Below are 17,003 nucleotides of genomic sequence, written 5' to 3' on the forward strand. Positions count from 1 at the left end.
AGATGGCGGGTCAGCATCTTGGCCTAGCAATTGCCTTTATTTATGTATGCCTGGGGCTGATCGGCATAGGCATACTGCTCTTGTTTTACTTAAAGATCCGGCATTTGCGCATTCAGCGTAAAACGAAGGAATACTTGCAGAAGCACCAAGACTATTTCATGTTCCTTCAGGCTCATTTGGGCGATGCTGAGGAGCTTCCGCTGCCGCCGGGCAAGCTGACTGAGCTGGAACGGCGGGTGATCCAACAGCGGGTAACCGAATGGATCGAACAATTTAAGGGCGATCTGCAGCAGAAGCTGATCGCATTATGTTACAACGCTGGCTTTGTCCAGCAGGACCTGAAGCTGCTCGACAGCTTGTTCTACGGCCGGCGGATCGCCGCCGCCTACCGGCTTGGCGGGATGCGGGCGGCGGAGGCGGTGCCGCGGCTGCTCACGATGCTGAAGGATCAGAAATACAGCCCGCTGAGCATCGTCATTGCCCGCTCAATTGCCAAGAGCGCGGAGCATGAGCAGCAGCTCAGAGATATGCTGGTCTATTTGTTGCGTCATGGCAAACCGATTCACCATCTCGCCGCTGATATTCTGATGGAGACGCGGCTGGACACCAGCCGGCTTCTCCTTCAGTTGATGAAGGAAGACAACCCGGATCTGGTGAAGGTGGCGATGGCTGCGATGCGCGGCCAAGAAATGCCGGGGCAAGTCCCGGCGCTGGGGCGTTATGCGTTTGCGCTTGAGAGGAGGGAGACCACTGCTTAGAGATATTTTGCTGATTTATGGTCTGTTTGCGACGTATTACGTCATGTCGGTTAACTTGATTTATTTTTCGATTATGACGTTCTCGTTCCGCCAAATTCTGACGATCTTCCGCCGGGCGGCCTATTCGAAATACAACACGCTGTCCGGTTCTGAACTGGTACCGCCGGTCTCGCTGCTGGTGCCTGCCTTTAATGAGGAACTCACGGTTATTGAGAACGTGAAATGCTTGATGACCCTGAACTATCCGACCTATGAAGTTATCGTTATTAACGACGGATCGAAGGATAACACGCTGGGCGTGCTGCGGGAAGAATTTGAGCTGATGCCGCTAGAGAATCCAGACGTTCGTCACACGATCGACTGTCAGCCGATTACGGCGGTGTACCACAATCCGAAGTACCCGCATCTGTACGTCATCGACAAACCGAACGGCGGTAAAGCCGATTCGTTGAATGCCGGCATCAACCTGGCGCATTATCCGCTCATTTCTTCGATTGATGCCGACTCGTTGCTGGAGAAGGACGCGTTGATCCGGATGGCTCGGATGTATATGGAAAATCCGGAGGAAACGGTGGCCATCGGCGGCGACGTGCGGATTGCCAACGGCTGCGTGATTGAGAACGGGGCAGTGAAAGAGGTTTCGCTGCCTCGCAAAATCTGGCCGATGTTCCAGGCCACGGAATACTTGAAGGCGTTCCTCGGCGGCCGGATCGGCTGGAGTTCAATCAATGGGCTGATCATCGTCTCTGGAGCGTTTGGCCTGTTCCGCAAGGATTACGTTATCGCCGTCGGCGGTTATCGCGGCGGGTATCCCGGCGAGGATATGAACATCATCATTAAACTTCATCGGTACATGCTGGAGAACAAGCTGAAGTACCGTATCGCCTTCTGTCCGGAAGCGGTGTGCTGGACACAAGCGCCGGACACGTACCGGATTCTGTCGAACCAGCGCAAGCGTTGGGGCCGCGGGAACCTGAAGAACATGATCGAGAACTACGACATGGCCTTTAATCCGAGATACAAGGTGATGGGGCTTCTGACGATGCCGTACAACATTATTTTTGAAGCGCTGAACCCTTATTTTAAAATCACGGGGCTGCTCGCCCTGATTGGGTACACGCTGATGGACATGACGCACTGGCGGATTCTTGCGATCTTCTGGCTGATCAACTTCCTCAGCGGTTACGTGCTCAGTATCGGGGCGCTCTTACTGGAGGAACTGGCGTTCAAACGATTCGACAAGCTGTCGGATTTGTGCAAGCTGTTGTTGTTCTCGGCGCTAAAGTTTTTCGGTTACGCGCAGCTCGGGGGATTGTGGCGCATCCAGGGACATATCCAGTTTATGCGCAATAACAACTCCTGGGGGACGATGACCCGTCAAAGCTGGCAGGACAAAGGAGATTCGGCTGCCAAAACAGCCAAGCCGGCCAAGTCAGCCTAGGGAACGGAGAGCTCCCTCCCCCGCTTTGCGGCGGTTGCCGGAAAGGAGATGATAGGGCAAAGGAAGGCTTGGATCCAAGAAGTAACCAAACTTAAGGATAAACTTACGGAAGAAGAAAGGCGGGAATGAATGATGTCAAACCTGACAGCACTGCATAACCAAACGGAACAATCCGGCTTATACGCCGGCATGGGGCAACGCGTGAGGGAAACAGCCAGCGAGGTAAACGGGGTGGTATTCATTTATTCCGCAGGCGGCCCCTCTAACGTGGCATCCCAGGTGCGGGGAATTTTGGAGTCTGAACCTGGACTTCAGTTTGATGTATGGAGCGGGGATGAGCCAGGAAGCGTGGCGGTACTGCTGCCAGGCCTGACACTGGATGCGGTTCACTATCAAGGCTTGCGCCTGAAGCAGCAGCTGCAGGAGCGCATTGCCGATTACCGTCCGCGGATGGCGCTGGCCAGCTTCACTTCGCAGGCAGCGATTACCCCGCAGGTGCTGAGTCAAATCGAGGAAAAAGCCAAACAGAATTACTCCGATGATATTTATATTTTTACCAAGGCTGACATGCTGGTTGTCAAAAGCCGAGTCCTAATCGTGGAAGGGGATCCGGCGGTACGCGAATTCCTTCAAATCCGGCTGAATATGCAGGGCTATGAAACGATGACAGCCGATAACGGCTTGACCGCCCTGGACTTGATTGCCGATTGGAAGCCGGATCTGGTGCTGACGGAGCTGAACCTGTACGGGATCGATGGACTGCCGTATATCCATCAAATTCAGAAGGTCGGCAACGAGCAGATGCCTAAAATCGTTGTGCTAACGGAGCAGCGGGTCGAGAAAACGATCAGCTTATGCTTCCAAAACGGGGTAGACGATTATATCACCAAGCCGTTCTCCCCGGTTGAACTCGACGCGCGAATTCGCCGTTGCATCCAATAACATCTGATTCCAATACAGAGAACATAATGGAGGTAGAAACCTGTGAACAATCATTACCAGAAGCTGATGAATGCGATTGAATCGAAAACCGCCGTACTGGGCGTAGTGGGTTTAGGTTATGTCGGCTTGCCGCTGGCAGTGGAAATGGTGAAGCAAGGATTCCGAGTGGTGGGCATCGATCTGGATACATCAAAAATCGAGAAAATCCACCGCGGAGAATCGTATATTCACGATATCCCGTCCGAAACGCTGGCCGAAGTGATGGCCACAGGGCGATTCCAGGCAACCACGGATTACGCGGTATTGTCCGAGATTAACGCGGTCAGCATCTGCGTGCCGACGCCGCTGAGCGAAAATCAGGATCCCGATACCTCCTATATCGTCACCGTGGTGGATCAGTTGAAGCGGTACATGAAAAAAGGCATGCTGATTACGCTGGAAAGCACAACTTATCCGGGGACGACGGAAGAGCTGATTCAACGCGAGCTGGAGAAGCTGGGCTATACGGTAGGTGAGGACTTCTTCCTCTGCTTCTCGCCGGAGCGGGTCGATCCGTCCAATCCGAAATTTAATACTTACAACACCCCGAAAGTCATCGGAGGAACTACCAAGGCTTGCTTGGATTTGGGGACGGCACTGTATTCCCAATATGTCCAAACGGTTGTTCCTGTGTCCTCGCCGAAAGTGGCAGAAATGTCCAAACTGCTGGAGAACACGTTCCGCAGCGTGAATATCGCTTTTGTGAATGAAATGGCTATGATGTGCGACCGCATGGGCATCGATATTTGGGAAGTCATCGACGCGGCGAAGACCAAGCCGTTTGGCTTTATGCCGTTCTATCCGGGACCAGGCATCGGCGGTCACTGCATCCCGCTGGATCCGATGTATTTGAGCTGGAAAGCGAAGGGCTTCCGGTTTTACAGCCAATTCATCGAGCTGGCGCAGTCGACCAACGACAACATGCCTTATTATGTCGTGAATAAAACGTCCAAAATCATGAATGAATACGCCAAATCGATTAAAAAATCCCGCATCCTGATCCTTGGCATGGCGTACAAGCCGGACATCGCCGACCTGCGCGAATCGCCGGGATTGTCCGTATACGAGCTGTTTAAGGACAGCGGCGCCAAGGTGGACTATTACGACCCGTATGCGACAAGCTTCCGTGAAAAATCCGGCGGCGTGGTGCACAGCGTCGAATACGACCTTGATCGATTCAAAGCCTATGACTGCATCGTTCTGGTGACGAATCACAGCAACTTCGATTATGAAGGCATCGCTCACCTCGGCGTTCCAATCGTGGACACGCGCAATGCGTTCCGTGATTATCCGCTGCCGCATGTGTATAAGATCGGCCACTCGGTTGCACATGTTCAGGAAGAGTCCCCAGCGTTGATCGTAGGTTAAGGATACGAGAGTTGATACTCAAAAAACCGATCTTCGTCCGCCTTCGGATGTTGTCGGGAAGCAAGCGGCCGACCCTGCTGGTGCTTGGCGGAATGCTGCTATTGGCTTTGCTTATGTTATTGGCTTTTATCCGGCCATCAGGTTCACAAGCGAAGGCAACCTGGATTTGGGAAACGAAGGTGATCGAACAGCAACCGGACGAGCTGCTGAAGTTCGTCCGCAGGCAGGGCGTGAATACAATCTTCTTGCAAATTGGCAGCGGGGTGGAGCAGGGCGGTTACCGGAGCTTCATCCGCGCTGCCTCCCAGGCAGGTATCCAGGTACATGCTTTAAGCGGTCATCCGGATTGGGCGCTGCGGGAGCATCGGGGCGAAGCCGAGGCGTTTCTGAAATGGGTGATCGACTTTAACCGGGAAGGGAAGCCGGAGGAGCGGTTTGCGGGCGTCCAACTGGACGTTGAGCCCTATTTGCTGGACCGTTGGCAGCACGATCAAGAAACCGTGATAGAGCAATGGATGGAGGGCATCCGTATCTGGACTGAAGAGGCGAGATATAACGATCTTGCGATCGGTGCGGCCGTTCCATTCTGGCTGGATCGGATAGATCACCCGAGCGGAGCCCTGCAGCTGCCGCTGGGCGACTGGATGGTTGATCAGTTCGATTACTTGGCGATTATGGCCTATCGGGATGCTGCTGGCCGCATCTATGAAATTTCACAGCGGACGCTAAATGAAGCGGATCGGCAAAAGAAACAGGTTTGGGTGGGCGTCGAGCTGGGCGAGAGCCGGGAAGGGCCCGGCGTTTCCTTCCATGATCTGCCGCTTGCTTCGCTGGACCGGGAAATGAAAAGGTTAGAGGAGCTGGGGAAAAGGCACGGATCGTTTGCCGGCATTGCCGTTCACAGCTATGAGGCTTGGCATCGTAAACTCAACGGGCCGTAATAACAGAAGGCTGCCCCATAGAAATAGACGGGGGCAGCCTTTGTTTTGATCTTGGTTAGGACAGTCTTCTCTGTTTTTGCTATAATAATACTAATTGGCAGTTGTGGAAATGGAGAGATTGGCATGATCCTGCATAAAGGCGAAATCTTGTTCCGTCAAGGGGACGATGGTTCTTTTCTATACCATATTAAGAGCGGGCTGTTTAAGGTAACGCGTCTGCACCCAAATGGGAACATGGTTTTGTTTAATATTTTGTACCCGGGGGAAACGGTACCGCATCATTCCTTGATTACCCCGAAAGAGGTGCACGGGACGGCGATCGCTCTCATGCGCAGCGAGGTTGAAGCGATCCCTGCGCAGGTGTGGTATCGCGAGCTTCAGGAGGATCCGAAGAAGCCGCTGGAGGTCGCGCAGCTGCTGCAGGAGAAGGTTCGGTTCATGCAGGAGCGGCTTGACCATTTGACGATTGGGACGCCGGCCGAACGGCTGGAGCTGCTGACGAAATGGCTGGGACAGCATGCTCATGGCGTACCTTTGACCGATTATTTGACTCAAGAAGAGATCGGACAGCTGATCGGCGTACGGCGAGAGACGGTGAACCGGTTGCTGCGCAGCCATGGTCACGAACGGTCATAAGAAACGGCTTCACGAACAAAAGCGCGGATAACCGGGATTGCTCCGGTTATCCGCGCTTTTGGTAAGCCGCTTATTCGTCCAGGGTGCCAGCCGGTCCAAAAAATTCAAAGTGAATCCGCTCTTCCGGCACGCCCCATTCCTTCAAGGCGCGGCGAACCGCCTTCATGAAGGGAACCGGGCCGCAGAAGTAAAAGTCGCTGTCAGCTGTCGTAATCGTCTTCAGCCAAGGCAGATCGATATAGCCGGTTTTGTCGCAGCCTTCGCCGGCTTCGGACGTTTCATATACGGTGTAGGCACGCAGATTGTCGTTGATCCGTGCGAGCTCGGCAATATGCTCCTTCATCGCATGGTGCTTCGCGTTGCGAGCGGCGTGGACATAGACGATATCGCGTTTGTTTTCGCCTTGCAGCGCTGCTTCCAACATGCTGACCATCGGCGTAAGACCAACGCCGCCGCTGAGCAACACGAGCGGCAGGTTCGACGATGGATTCAATGTGAAATCGCCGGCCGGCGCGCTAAGTTCGAGCACATCGCCTTCTTCGATCTGAGTATGCAGATAGGTCGAGACAATGCCCGCTGGGCGGTCCTCCGCAGCATCTTCCCGCTTCACTGAAATCCGATAATACGGCTTGCCCGGTGCCGTGGACAGGCTGTAATGGCGCAGATGGGTAAACTCCTGGCCTTCTGGTTTTACACGGACGGTAATGTATTGCCCCGGCTCATAGGCGGCAATCGCTTGGCCGTCCTCCGGCTTCAGATAAAAGGAGGTGATCACGTCGCTCTCCTTAATCTTCCGGTCAACGATGAAGCGGCGGAATCCGCGCCAACCGCCTTCTTTTTGCTCGGCTTCGCGGTACATCTCCGCTTCTACGCTGATAAATACGTCCGCAATGACGCCATATGCCTTAGCCCAAGCATCAAGGATTTCCTCGGTGGCGGCGTCACCCAGCACCGTCTTGATGGCGGCGAGCAGGTTCTCGCCAACAATCGGGTATTGCTCCGGCTGGATTCCTAACGCCCGGTGCTTCTGGGCAATGCCGCGAACGACCGGAAGAATCTCTTCCAGACGGTCGATGTGCGCCGCAGCGGCATACACCGCATTCGCCAGCGAGGTAGGCTGCTTGCCTTGGCGTTGGTTGGCATGGTTAAACACGTTGAGCAGTTCAGGATGATTTTTGAACATGGTCTGATAGAAGGTTTTCGTAATCGTTTGTCCATGAACTTCGAGAACAGGTACGGTAGATTTAATGATTTCGATCGTCTTTGAATCAAGCATCGGTGGAACCCTCTTTCCTTGATTTTTCGTTCCACCTCAGTATAGGAAGGCTTGAATGGCCAAAAGGTGACTTTCGTCACATCGAAAATTGCCAATGTGTGAACTGTTACTAAAATGCAATGACATCTATCACATTATCCAAGGAAATAAAATGGCTTGTCGTCTGTCCCGTGGAGTCATGATTCGTTTTGTGGTATAATATGAATAGAAGAAATTCTAACAGAAAGGATCAGGATACCATGAGTCCCCGAAGGACGAAATCCCAAAGGACGATTTGGAAACGTTGTGATCTCTCTTACACTTAGCTCCTTTCGTAGCTAGTCGGTATTTCGGCGACAAACCTACGAAAGAAGCGTGAAATCATGCGAAGGATGAATTCCTCATGGACTCACTCCGTAGGGTGTTGCCGAATGGTCAACCAAACTACGATAAGAGGGATTCCAAATGAGGACAATAGCAAGATGGCAGACGTACGGTACTCGGTTATTAATGATGTTAGCAGGATCTAGTTTATTGGCGTTTACGTATTACCACATCAATTTTCAGAACGGATTGTCGGAAGGCGGATTTGTTGGCCTGGCGTTGCTTGGCAAATATTTGTTTAACCTGCCTCCGGCCTTGACCATGATCGCACTTGATTTGCCGATCGTGGTGCTTGCCTGGTGGTTGAAGGGCCATCGGTTCGTGCTGAATACGGTGGTGGCATCACTGACGTTTTCGCTGGTTTACGAGTTGTGCGAGCAATTTTCGCCGCTGTCGATGAACCTGCACGGCAACCTGCCGTTGGCCGCATTACTGTCGGGTCTTCTCACCGGTTTCGGTGCGGGACTTGTACTGCGGGCCGGCGGAGCGAGCGGCGGGGACGATATCTTGTCCATGCTGCTAAGCCAGTGGTCCGGCATCAAGATCGGTACAATGTTTATTATCATGGATGCGGTCGTGCTGACGGTCTCATTGTTATATTTACCATTCAAAGAAACGATGTTTACCATATTGGCAGTGCTGATCGCCGGCAAAGTGATTACCTGGACCGTCCATTACGGTCAGGGACAGCTTACGCCGATGCGGCTGCCTTACCATCCAATCAAAGAGAAAACGGCTCGAGCTTAAGGCTCGGGCCGTTTTCTCTTTGATTGGATTAGGATCTCCAAGAGCCCTGCTGCCGGCGGATCAATACGATTTGTCCGGCATGATAGGCATCATGCAGCATCCAGCGGGAGAGTTCGTGTCCGTACGACTCGCCCGTATTGACATAAGGTGCCGCCAGGGCTTCAGCGGTCAAGGAAGCGATCACTTCGCGCAATTCCAATTGAATTCGTTTCGTTTCAGCGAGCACGTCATCCCAGGCCGCTTCGTCCTGAGCTCCAGTACCGTTGAAGCTCTCTTCGTTCGTTTCGAATCGGGGGCCCGGTTCGATTCCTTTCAAACGGCTGAGCATCCGCCCGTTATAGTAGTTGATATGATTGACGATTTGCCAGATCGTATTTCCGCCTCCCAGAGGAGCCCAAGCAGCTTGCTCGGCGGTCAATCCCTCCAATGCTGTCGACAACGGCACGATCCATTCCTCGACATCCCAAGTATTGTCCTTTTGTACAACGAGTAAATCGACGGGGGTAATGCTCATTCCATTTCCTCCTTATCATTGTAACTGGCTAATTATGATTTCAAGGGTTACAATGGCATTGTAGCAGAAGAAATGAAAAATGTAACTATTTATTTATTGATTAGGTCGTTACGAATTTGGGGGCTTCGAAGTGGAGACATTATGGAGCGATTTTTTGAACAGCGAGTGGCATGATTGGCGGAGAAGCGGACGCAGCGAAGATCGGCTGGAGAAGCTGACCTGGCAGCAGTGGTTCCTTAATCACTGGCAATTGACTGCTCCTGTACCGATGCCGGTGGAAGAGGTCTTGGCCATGCGTCATTTTCGGGAACGCCTGCATGCCTTAGCGGTCAAATTGGCGGGAGGCGGCCAGATGGAGGAAGCGGATTGGCAGATGCTCAATGAACATTTGGTGCAGGATCCGGTTACCCGCAGGTTGTCCGGAGAACCGGGAGACATCCGGCTGCAATATGTTCCAGTGACGGAGGACTGGCGCCATGTGCGGGCAGAGATTGCCGCCAGCTTCAGCGAAACGCTGCTTCACGGGGAAACGTCAAGAATTCGCCTGTGTGACAACCCGGATTGCCGCTGGTTTTTTTACGATGACACGCGTAACCGGACGAAGAAATACTGTGAAGACAAGACGTGCGGCAATTTGATGAAGGTGCGGCGGTTTCGCGCCCGAAAGAAGGCGGGAGCCGATCCAAGCGAGCAATAGCTTGTTCTTCATAAATGACAAGAACCAGGCAGCCGAGAGGGGCTGCCTGGTTCTTGTTTCAGTATTATTTTTGCGATTTTGGCTCATCTTCAAACAGGTACAGATATTCACCGTATCCTTCCTTCTCCAAATCGGCCTTCGGCACGAAGCGGAGCGCTGCGGAATTGATGCAATAGCGGAGTCCTGTTGGTTCCGGACCGTCCTCGAAGACGTGGCCCAGGTGGGAATCGCCCAGCCGGCTGCGCACTTCGGTGCGAATCATGAAATGGCTGGTATCGGTCTTCTCCTTGATGTGGTAGCTCCGGATCGGGCGGGTAAAGCTCGGCCAACCGCAGCCGGCATCGTATTTGTCACGGGAGCTGAACAACGGCTCGCCGGAGACGACATCCACGTAAATGCCTTCTTCTTCATGGTCCCAATACTCTCCGGTAAAAGGACGCTCAGTCGCATTATTTTGTGTGACCTCGTATTGGATTGGCGTCAGCTTGCGCTTCAGCTCTTCCCGATTGGCAGGGCCGGACCAGTGGCGCTCCAGGAAATCTTCACGTCCGGAACCTTTGCGATACAGCCGATAGTGTCCCGGATTTTTCTTATGATATTGCTGATGATACTCTTCGGCAGGATAGAATGGGGCTGCCGGCAGAATCGGGGTAACAATCGGTTTATCGAAGCGGCCGCTTTGCGCAAGCTCTTGCTTGGAAGCTTCCGCCTCCTGACGCTGCTGCTCATCATGATAGAAAATTGCGGTCCGATACGAATCCCCGCGGTCATGGAATTGGCCGCCTGCGTCAGTTGGATCAATTTGCTGCCAATACAACTCCAGCAGTTTGCGGTAAGGAAAGATGTCCGGATCGTACGTAATCTGCACCGCTTCATAATGGCCGGTGTTCCCAGCGCAAACCTCCTCGTACGTAGGGTTTACCGTGTGACCGCCGGTATATCCAGAAATAATGCCGTGAACGCCGGGCAGCTCCTCGAATGGTGACACCATGCACCAGAAGCAGCCTCCGGCAAACGTGGCTAATTTGAGATTGGAATTTGTTGATGGACTCATTTGGGATCCCTCCATTTCATCACTATTATAACTTGTTTTGACACAAAGCCAAAATGATAGCATAAAAGGCTGGTTCTCTCGTAAAGTGCGTGCTATAATATAACTCAATAAAACATGCATGGTTCCCAAAGGGGAGTAGCTGTTACAATAAAGTCGTCATTACGGGAGTTATACATACCCCGGCTTTATTGGCAACGAAGAGTTGTTAGCGAGACCTTTGCCCGTAGCGAGTATTGGGTAAAGGTCTTTTTTGATGCGTATATGCGTCGTGCCCAATACGGACACGGCGCATTTTTTTTGGAACGGTGGGATCTTCCCGTAGTCCCAGCCATCTCGATCGTCCGATTGAACCGTCTCGCAGCCTTTGCAGGCCTGCGGCAATTGACGTGAATGGCGAGGCCGTGATCCAGAAAAAATAGATCCGTTGCATGGAACATTTAGAAAGGGGAGAGAACATGGACTTACTGTCACCGGAATTTTGGATGGCCTTATTATCCATCGTCCTGATCGACCTCGTCTTAGCCGGGGATAACGCGATCGTCATTGGGCTTGCCGCCCGCAATGTGCCGCAACAGGATCAGAAGAAAGTTATCGTATGGGGGACCCTGGGGGCGATTCTGATCCGGGTCGTCATGACACTGCTCGTTGTGCAGCTGCTCAACATCCCGGGACTACGGCTTGCCGGAGGGCTTGCTTTAGTCTGGATTGCTTATAAACTGCTGATTGAGGAGAAAAGTCATGAGATCAAGGCCGGGAACCAAATGTGGGCGGCCATTCGCACGATTATTATCGCCGATGCCATGATGGGTCTCGACAACGTGCTTGCAGTCGCTGGCGCAGCGCACGGGGACACCTTGTTGGTCATTATCGGTTTGGCTGTATCCGTACCGATTATGGTATGGGGCAGCACGATGATTCTGAAGCTGACGGAACGCTTTCCGATCGTCATTACAATTGGGGCGGCTGTGCTGGCTTGGACTGCATCCAAGATGATCGTTGAAGAACCGTTGATTCATGACTGGTTCGCCAGCCCTTGGATTAAATACGGCTTCGAGCTGCTCGTCATCGCTGCGGTCGTGCTGCTTGGCAACCTCATGAAGAAGCGCAAGGCGCGGCTTCACCAAGCGAAAGCGATGCCGCAAACAAACGGAAGCTAATAGGAAACGCTAGAGAACAACGCCGCAGGCGGCCGATTAACGGCCGTCGCGGCGTTATTTTTTGTGTTTGTTGGCTCGCTCGTTAAGTGTTGTTCTCCCGGGCAGATAAACGAAACTGCTTGGGCGACATGCCAAATCGCTTGCGGAATACTTTATGAAAGTAGTTGTAGCTAGGGAAGCCGGAGCTTTCCGCAACATGCTCCAGCGATAAAGGGCTAAAAATAATCCGCTCCCGCGCCATGTTCAGCCGCACCTCCAGCGTGTATTGAATCATGCTGGTGCCAAAGGCCTGCTTGAAAAGATGCACCGCCCGCGACACGCTGATGCCGACGTGGGCTGCAGCGTCCTCCAGTTTAAAGGGCGAGGAGGCGTTCTCTTCGATATAATTTTTTAGACGGTGGGCAAGATAGGTAGGATAGGTGGGCTGCGGCTGCTCGAGCAAATTTCGTTCAATCTCCAAGCACAGAATCTTCAAGTAATATTCGGAGATTTCCGGCATGGGGTTAGAGATGCGGCGCTGCTCCAGCATAATCTGACGGAAGGCTCCAACCATCCCTTCGGACAGGGGAACCTTCAAACGGTGTGGAAGCGGCCGGCGATTCCACCAGGACTCAATCCATTCCCCGGACAAGAAAATATGGTAATCTCCGCTGGAAACCACGGGTTCACCAGTTCCGTTCGTTTCGGCTTCGATTTTCAACTCATAAGGGTCCCCGGGGGCGAACAGCAGCAAATCCCCAGGCTCCAGCAGCTCCAGCCGCCCGTTTAGCCGCGTGCGGCATTTGCCTAACGTCTGCAGGCGGATGAGATAATTTTCGTGCCCGTTCGGCAGGGTCGTGTGGAACGGTTTGCGGTGCAACGAATAACCAGCATATAAAATTTGCAGGTTTGCCTCTTTGTTCATCGGTGTCCTCCACAGGGTTCTCGAAAAAAATGACCAGATTGTTCATGTTTCAATCATATTATTCATTTTACATTGGAGCAATTTGAAATACCATGGTACATGGGTAGCGCATCAAATAGACAAACATCTGCTTGGCAGGAGTGACCAAAATGACAGACATCCAGATTGGCATTATCGGCTGCGGCAACATCAGTCCGGCTTACCTCCGTCATTTGGCGAAGAGCGACAGGCTGAAGGTTGTGGCGCTGGCCGACCAGTTTCCGGAGAAGGCGCGCGAGCGGGCCGAGGAATTCGGAATTGAAAACGTATTCACAGTTGAAGAATTGTTACGGCATCCTAGAATCGACCTGATTCTGAATCTCACGGTGCCTTCATCCCATGCGTCGATTAACATTGCGGCTCTGGAGCACGGCAAGCACGTCTACGTGGAGAAGCCGTTGGCGATCCGCTTGGAGGACGCCAGACGAATGCTGGAGCTGGCTGCGGCACGCAACCTCCGCGTCGGCTGTGCCCCGGATACCTTCCTTGGCGCCGGGCTGGAAACGGCCCGCAAGGCGATTAACGACGGGTTGATCGGACGTCCCGTGGCAGCTACCGCGTTTATGGTCAGCGGAGGCCCGGAGCGCTGGCATCCGAATCCGGAGTTTTTCTATGCCGAAGGCGGCGGGCCGATGTTTGACATGGGGCCGTACTATCTGACGGCGCTAGTCCAATTGCTAGGACCGATTCGCCGGATCAGCGGTTCGGTGGGAAGTCAGATTCCGGAGCGGACGATCGGCTCGGGACCGAAAGCGGGCACCCGGATCCCCGTTCATACGCCAACCCATTACAGTGCTTCGCTGAATTTCGTGGGAGGGGCGATCGGTACGCTGGTGACCAGCTTTGATGTGCGAGGCGGGAGCATGCTGCCGCGGATGGAGATTTATGGCACCGAAGGCACGCTGGAAGTCCCAGATCCGAACTGGTTTACCGGCGAGGTGAAGCTTCGTCGGGCCGGAGAAGAGACTTGGGAGACGTTGCCGCCGGTATTTGCCAGCGAAGATAACGAGCGGGGACGCGGTATTGAGGAAATGGTGCAAGCGATACAGGAAGGCCGGGAGCATCGAGCCAGCGGCAAACTGGCTTATCATGTTCTGGAAGCGATGCATGCGGTTACTCGGTCCTCGAATGAAGGTCGGCATATCCTGTTGAGCCCTGTAGAGCTCTAAGGGACTTACTTATGATGAAGAGGAGAAATGAACCCATGACGAAACTTGGTTTGCAGTTGTATACGGTAAGAGATCATTTGGAACGGGATTTTGAAGGAACCTTGCGCAAGGTGGCGGAGCTTGGTTATCAAGGCGTCGAGTTTGCCGGTTTTTACGGACGAACGGTAGAGCAAGTCCAGGAGATTCTGCAGGAGACAGGATTAACAGCGATTGGTGCGCATACGCCCTATACCCGGTTGAAGGAAGCGATCGACGAGGAATTGGCGTTTAATAAAGCGATTGGCAGCCGCTATATTATCGTTCCTTATTTGGCGGAGGAAGACCGCAACCGTTGGTCGGAAATCATCGAAGATTTGAAAATATTCGGTGAAAAGTGCAAAGAGGAAGATTTAGTGCTTTGCTATCATAATCATGATTTTGAGCTGACATTACAACACGACGGCAAGCCGGTGCTTGACGCCATCTACGAGCAAGTGCCTGAACATCTGCTGCAGGTGGAGCTCGATTCCTGCTGGGTTGCCTTCGCTGGAGCGAATCCGCTGGATTATATCGCTAAATATAAGGGGCGGCTTCCGCTGGTGCACTGGAAGGATGTAGTCAAGAAGGCGGACGGTTCGCCGGATACGGTTGAGCTTGGCCGCGGGGAGATTGCCATCACGGAGATCGGCGATGCTGCGATTGCTGCGGGGGTAGAATGGCTAATCGTCGAGCAGGACCATTGTGCCGGAGATTCGCTCACGAGCATTCAGACAAGCATGGAATGGGTGCGTGACTATGCGCAAAAAGGAGGTAAACTTCATGTCTAAAACGTTGAAAGTAGCTATTATCGGCTGCGGCGGGATTGCGAACGGTAAACATTTGCCAAGCCTGGCCCAGCAGCCTGAGGTGGAGATGGTCGCATTCTGCGATATCATCGAAGAACGCGCAGCCAAGGCTGCTGCCCAATACGGCGGCGAGAATGCCAAGGTATACACCGATTATCGTCAGTTGCTGGCGGAAAGCGATGCCGAAGTCGTACATGTGTGCACGCCAAACGATTCCCACGCTGAAATTACGGTTGCTTCGCTGGAATCCGGCCGCCATGTTATGTGCGAGAAGCCGATGGCTAAGACGGCAGAACAGGCGCGTCAAATGCTGGATGCGGCGAAGCGTACGGGCAAGAAGCTGACGATCGCTTATCAAAACCGCTTCCGCAGCGACAGCTTGTATTTGAAGGAAATTTGCGAAAAGGGTGAGCTCGGTGACATTTATCTGGGGAAGGCGCTGGCGCTTCGCCGCCGGGCCGTGCCAACTTGGGGCGTCTTCCTCGATGAGGAGAAGCAAGGCGGCGGTCCATTGATTGATATCGGTACGCACGCTCTGGATCTGACCTTGTGGCTGATGGACAACTATGAGCCGAAGAGCGTCACCGGTTCTGTCTTCCACAAGCTTGGCAGCCGCGAGAATGCAGCGAATGCATTCGGGCCATGGAATCCGGAGGAGTTCAAAGTGGAGGACTCCGCATTTGGCTTCATTACGATGAAGAATGGCGCGACAATCATTCTGGAATCAAGCTGGGCGCTGAACATCGTGGATATCGGCGAAGCCAAAACACTGCTGTGCGGAACGGAAGGCGGCGCGGACATGACCAACGGACTACGGATCAATGGGGAGAAATTGAGTCGCCTGTATGAAACGAAGATTGATTTGGGCTCGGGCGGCGTTGCCTTCTTCGAGGGGAAACAGGAGACCGAAGCTACTCGTGAAGCAAGAGCTTGGGTACAAGCGATTCTCGAGGATAAGGAACCGCTGGTGAAACCGGAGCAAGCGTTGGTTGTCACGGAAATTTTGGAAGCGATTTACGAGTCGGCGAGAACGGGTAAAACGGTTTATTTTGATTAATCACGGGAGGGACCGGAGATGAAATTAGGCGTATTTCTCGTATTGTTCGGAGGACTCCCCTTGGAGCAGGCGCTGGATAAGGCAGCCGCGCAAGGGCTAAAAGCTGTAGAGATCGGGACTGGAGGCTATCCTGGCAATGCGCATTGTAATCCCGATGTATTGTTGGAAAACAAACAAGCGCGGGAGGAGTTCAAACGGGCGGTGGAATCGCGCGGGTTAACGATCAGTGCGCTCAGCTGCCACGGCAACCCCCTGCACCCGCAAAAGGCGGTGGCGCAAGATTTCCATGACGCTTTCGTCAAGACCGTTCAATTGGCTGAATTGCTGGAGGTGCCGGTGGTAAATACGTTCTCCGGCTGTCCCGGCGATCACGAGGACGCGAAATATCCGAACTGGCCGGTTGCACCGTGGCCCAACGATTACCAGGAGATCCTCGATTGGCAATGGAACCAGAAGGTGATTCCGTATTGGTCGGAAATGGGCCGTTATGCCGCAGAGCATCATGTGAAGATCGGTCTGGAGCTGCACGGCGGGTTCTCCGTGCATACGCCGGCCACGCTGCTTCGCCTGCGCGAAGCGGCTGGGGAAGCCATCGGCGCCAATTTGGACCCTAGCCATATGTGGTGGCAAGGAATTGATCCGGTACAGGCGATCTCGATCCTTGGCCGGGCTGGGGCGATTCACCATTTCCACGCCAAGGACACGACGATTGATCCGGTGAACGTGAATCGTTACGGACTTACGGATATGCAGCCTTATACGATGATGCAGGATCGAGCCTGGCAGTTCCGTACGGTGGGTTATGGCCATGATTTGAAAACTTGGGCGGACATTATCAGTGCCCTTCGCTTGTATGGCTACGATTATGTTGTCAGCATCGAGCATGAAGACGGCCTGATGTCGATCGACGAAGGGTTCACGAAGGCGGTACGCAATCTCCAGCAGGTGTTGGTGGAAGATTCTGCCGGCGAAATGTGGTGGGTATAAGTTACAACCAGCGTAATATACTATACTAGCGGCCGCCGCCTAGGCGGTCGTTTTTTTTAAATGACCGGGCATCCCCCTTACTTTCCTCCA

17 protein-coding genes are annotated in these 17,003 nt (G+C 53.3%); 13 read left to right on the forward strand and 4 right to left on the reverse strand.

Translation table 11 applies throughout. The features are described from left to right. Nucleotides 1-2 precede the first annotated feature (2 nt). From C812_RS05300 to C812_RS05325, 6 genes are all read left to right on the forward strand, one after another. On the forward strand, nucleotides 3-758 hold the full coding sequence (locus tag C812_RS05300; protein WP_016311645.1) for a hypothetical protein: 756 nt from the start codon (nucleotides 3-5) through the stop codon (nucleotides 756-758). 43 nt (nucleotides 759-801) lie between these two features. Further along, on the forward strand, nucleotides 802-2,199 hold the full coding sequence (locus tag C812_RS05305; RefSeq protein ID WP_036624697.1) for a glycosyltransferase family 2 protein: 1,398 nt from the start codon (nucleotides 802-804) through the stop codon (nucleotides 2,197-2,199). 132 nt (nucleotides 2,200-2,331) lie between these two features. Further along, nucleotides 2,332-3,141 (forward strand): response regulator transcription factor, encoded by an 810-nt coding sequence (locus tag C812_RS05310; protein ID WP_016311647.1) that lies wholly within the window; start codon nucleotides 2,332-2,334, stop codon nucleotides 3,139-3,141. 66 nt (nucleotides 3,142-3,207) lie between these two features. Further along, complete coding sequence (locus C812_RS05315) at nucleotides 3,208-4,548, forward strand: nucleotide sugar dehydrogenase (RefSeq protein WP_036624699.1); 1,341 nt, start codon at nucleotides 3,208-3,210, stop codon at nucleotides 4,546-4,548. An 11-nt stretch (nucleotides 4,549-4,559) separates the two neighbouring features. Continuing rightward, on the forward strand, nucleotides 4,560-5,489 hold the full coding sequence (locus C812_RS05320) for a hypothetical protein (RefSeq protein WP_016311649.1): 930 nt from the start codon (nucleotides 4,560-4,562) through the stop codon (nucleotides 5,487-5,489). A 123-nt stretch (nucleotides 5,490-5,612) separates the two neighbouring features. Further along, nucleotides 5,613-6,125, forward strand: a complete 513-nt coding sequence (locus tag C812_RS05325) for a Crp/Fnr family transcriptional regulator (RefSeq protein ID WP_009225289.1) — start codon at nucleotides 5,613-5,615, stop codon at nucleotides 6,123-6,125. Between the two features lie 70 nt (nucleotides 6,126-6,195). Here C812_RS05325 and hmpA read toward each other — a convergent pair whose 3' ends face one another. Then, nucleotides 6,196-7,401: an NO-inducible flavohemoprotein gene (gene hmpA / locus C812_RS05330; RefSeq protein WP_016311650.1), complete on the reverse strand. Its 1,206-nt coding sequence runs from the start codon at nucleotides 7,399-7,401 to the stop codon at nucleotides 6,196-6,198. A 444-nt stretch (nucleotides 7,402-7,845) separates the two neighbouring features. On the opposite strand from hmpA, the gene C812_RS05335 reads away from it, so the two are divergent. Then, entirely contained in the window at nucleotides 7,846-8,511 is a 666-nt protein-coding gene (locus tag C812_RS05335; protein ID WP_028538293.1) for a YitT family protein, read from the forward strand. A gap of 28 nt (nucleotides 8,512-8,539) precedes the next feature. Here C812_RS05335 and C812_RS05340 read toward each other — a convergent pair whose 3' ends face one another. Beyond that, complete coding sequence (locus C812_RS05340) at nucleotides 8,540-9,025, reverse strand: DinB family protein (RefSeq protein ID WP_016311652.1); 486 nt, start codon at nucleotides 9,023-9,025, stop codon at nucleotides 8,540-8,542. A 130-nt stretch (nucleotides 9,026-9,155) separates the two neighbouring features. On the opposite strand from C812_RS05340, the gene C812_RS05345 reads away from it, so the two are divergent. Next, complete coding sequence (locus C812_RS05345; protein ID WP_016311653.1) at nucleotides 9,156-9,722, forward strand: CGNR zinc finger domain-containing protein; 567 nt, start codon at nucleotides 9,156-9,158, stop codon at nucleotides 9,720-9,722. Between the two features lie 64 nt (nucleotides 9,723-9,786). Here the strand turns inward: C812_RS05345 and msrB are convergent, their stop codons facing one another. Beyond that, entirely contained in the window at nucleotides 9,787-10,776 is a 990-nt protein-coding gene (gene msrB / locus C812_RS05350; RefSeq protein WP_016311654.1) for a peptide-methionine (R)-S-oxide reductase MsrB, read from the reverse strand. A 455-nt stretch (nucleotides 10,777-11,231) separates the two neighbouring features. Between msrB and C812_RS05355 the strand changes: the two genes are divergently transcribed. Then, nucleotides 11,232-11,933, forward strand: a complete 702-nt coding sequence (locus tag C812_RS05355; protein WP_016311655.1) for a TerC family protein — start codon at nucleotides 11,232-11,234, stop codon at nucleotides 11,931-11,933. Between the two features lie 82 nt (nucleotides 11,934-12,015). On the opposite strand, the gene C812_RS05360 is transcribed toward C812_RS05355, so the two are convergent. Beyond that, nucleotides 12,016-12,837, reverse strand: a complete 822-nt coding sequence (locus C812_RS05360; protein ID WP_016311656.1) for an AraC family transcriptional regulator — start codon at nucleotides 12,835-12,837, stop codon at nucleotides 12,016-12,018. A gap of 149 nt (nucleotides 12,838-12,986) precedes the next feature. Between C812_RS05360 and C812_RS05365 the strand changes: the two genes are divergently transcribed. From C812_RS05365 to C812_RS05380, 4 genes are read left to right on the forward strand one after another with little or no spacing between them, the layout of a single operon-like run. After that, nucleotides 12,987-14,045, forward strand: coding sequence for a Gfo/Idh/MocA family protein (locus C812_RS05365; protein ID WP_016311657.1), 1,059 nt, complete (start codon nucleotides 12,987-12,989; stop codon nucleotides 14,043-14,045). 35 nt (nucleotides 14,046-14,080) lie between these two features. After that, nucleotides 14,081-14,851 carry a sugar phosphate isomerase/epimerase family protein gene (locus C812_RS05370; protein ID WP_016311658.1) on the forward strand — a complete coding sequence of 257 codons (771 nt, stop codon included), beginning with the start codon at nucleotides 14,081-14,083 and terminating at the stop codon, nucleotides 14,849-14,851. After that, nucleotides 14,844-15,926, forward strand: coding sequence for a Gfo/Idh/MocA family protein (locus C812_RS05375; RefSeq protein ID WP_016311659.1), 1,083 nt, complete (start codon nucleotides 14,844-14,846; stop codon nucleotides 15,924-15,926). The genes C812_RS05370 and C812_RS05375 overlap by 8 nt, the downstream gene beginning before the upstream one ends. 18 nt (nucleotides 15,927-15,944) lie before the next feature. After that, nucleotides 15,945-16,913 carry a sugar phosphate isomerase/epimerase family protein gene (locus tag C812_RS05380; protein ID WP_016311660.1) on the forward strand — a complete coding sequence of 323 codons (969 nt, stop codon included), beginning with the start codon at nucleotides 15,945-15,947 and terminating at the stop codon, nucleotides 16,911-16,913. The last annotated feature ends 90 nt before the right edge of the window (nucleotides 16,914-17,003 follow it).

It is taken from the genome of Paenibacillus barengoltzii G22, from assembly GCF_000403375.2.
GTDB lineage: Bacteria > Bacillota > Bacilli > Paenibacillales > Paenibacillaceae > Fontibacillus > Fontibacillus barengoltzii.

Coding starts and splice junctions, on each gene's coding strand:
- msrB (WP_016311654.1), bottom strand. CDS start 10,776: ATGAGTCCATCAACAAATTCCAATCTCAAATTAGCCACGTTTGCCGGA.
- C812_RS05335 (WP_028538293.1), top strand. CDS start 7,846: ATGAGGACAATAGCAAGATGGCAGACGTACGGTACTCGGTTATTAATG.
- C812_RS05340 (WP_016311652.1), bottom strand. CDS start 9,025: ATGAGCATTACCCCCGTCGATTTACTCGTTGTACAAAAGGACAATACT.
- C812_RS05305 (WP_036624697.1), top strand. CDS start 802: ATGTCGGTTAACTTGATTTATTTTTCGATTATGACGTTCTCGTTCCGC.
- C812_RS05370 (WP_016311658.1), top strand. CDS start 14,081: ATGACGAAACTTGGTTTGCAGTTGTATACGGTAAGAGATCATTTGGAA.
- C812_RS05375 (WP_016311659.1), top strand. CDS start 14,844: ATGTCTAAAACGTTGAAAGTAGCTATTATCGGCTGCGGCGGGATTGCG.
- hmpA (WP_016311650.1), bottom strand. CDS start 7,401: ATGCTTGATTCAAAGACGATCGAAATCATTAAATCTACCGTACCTGTT.
- C812_RS05380 (WP_016311660.1), top strand. CDS start 15,945: ATGAAATTAGGCGTATTTCTCGTATTGTTCGGAGGACTCCCCTTGGAG.
- C812_RS05355 (WP_016311655.1), top strand. CDS start 11,232: ATGGACTTACTGTCACCGGAATTTTGGATGGCCTTATTATCCATCGTC.
- C812_RS05360 (WP_016311656.1), bottom strand. CDS start 12,837: ATGAACAAAGAGGCAAACCTGCAAATTTTATATGCTGGTTATTCGTTG.
- C812_RS05325 (WP_009225289.1), top strand. CDS start 5,613: ATGATCCTGCATAAAGGCGAAATCTTGTTCCGTCAAGGGGACGATGGT.
- C812_RS05310 (WP_016311647.1), top strand. CDS start 2,332: ATGTCAAACCTGACAGCACTGCATAACCAAACGGAACAATCCGGCTTA.
- C812_RS05365 (WP_016311657.1), top strand. CDS start 12,987: ATGACAGACATCCAGATTGGCATTATCGGCTGCGGCAACATCAGTCCG.
- C812_RS05315 (WP_036624699.1), top strand. CDS start 3,208: ATGAATGCGATTGAATCGAAAACCGCCGTACTGGGCGTAGTGGGTTTA.
- C812_RS05300 (WP_016311645.1), top strand. CDS start 3: ATGGCGGGTCAGCATCTTGGCCTAGCAATTGCCTTTATTTATGTATGC.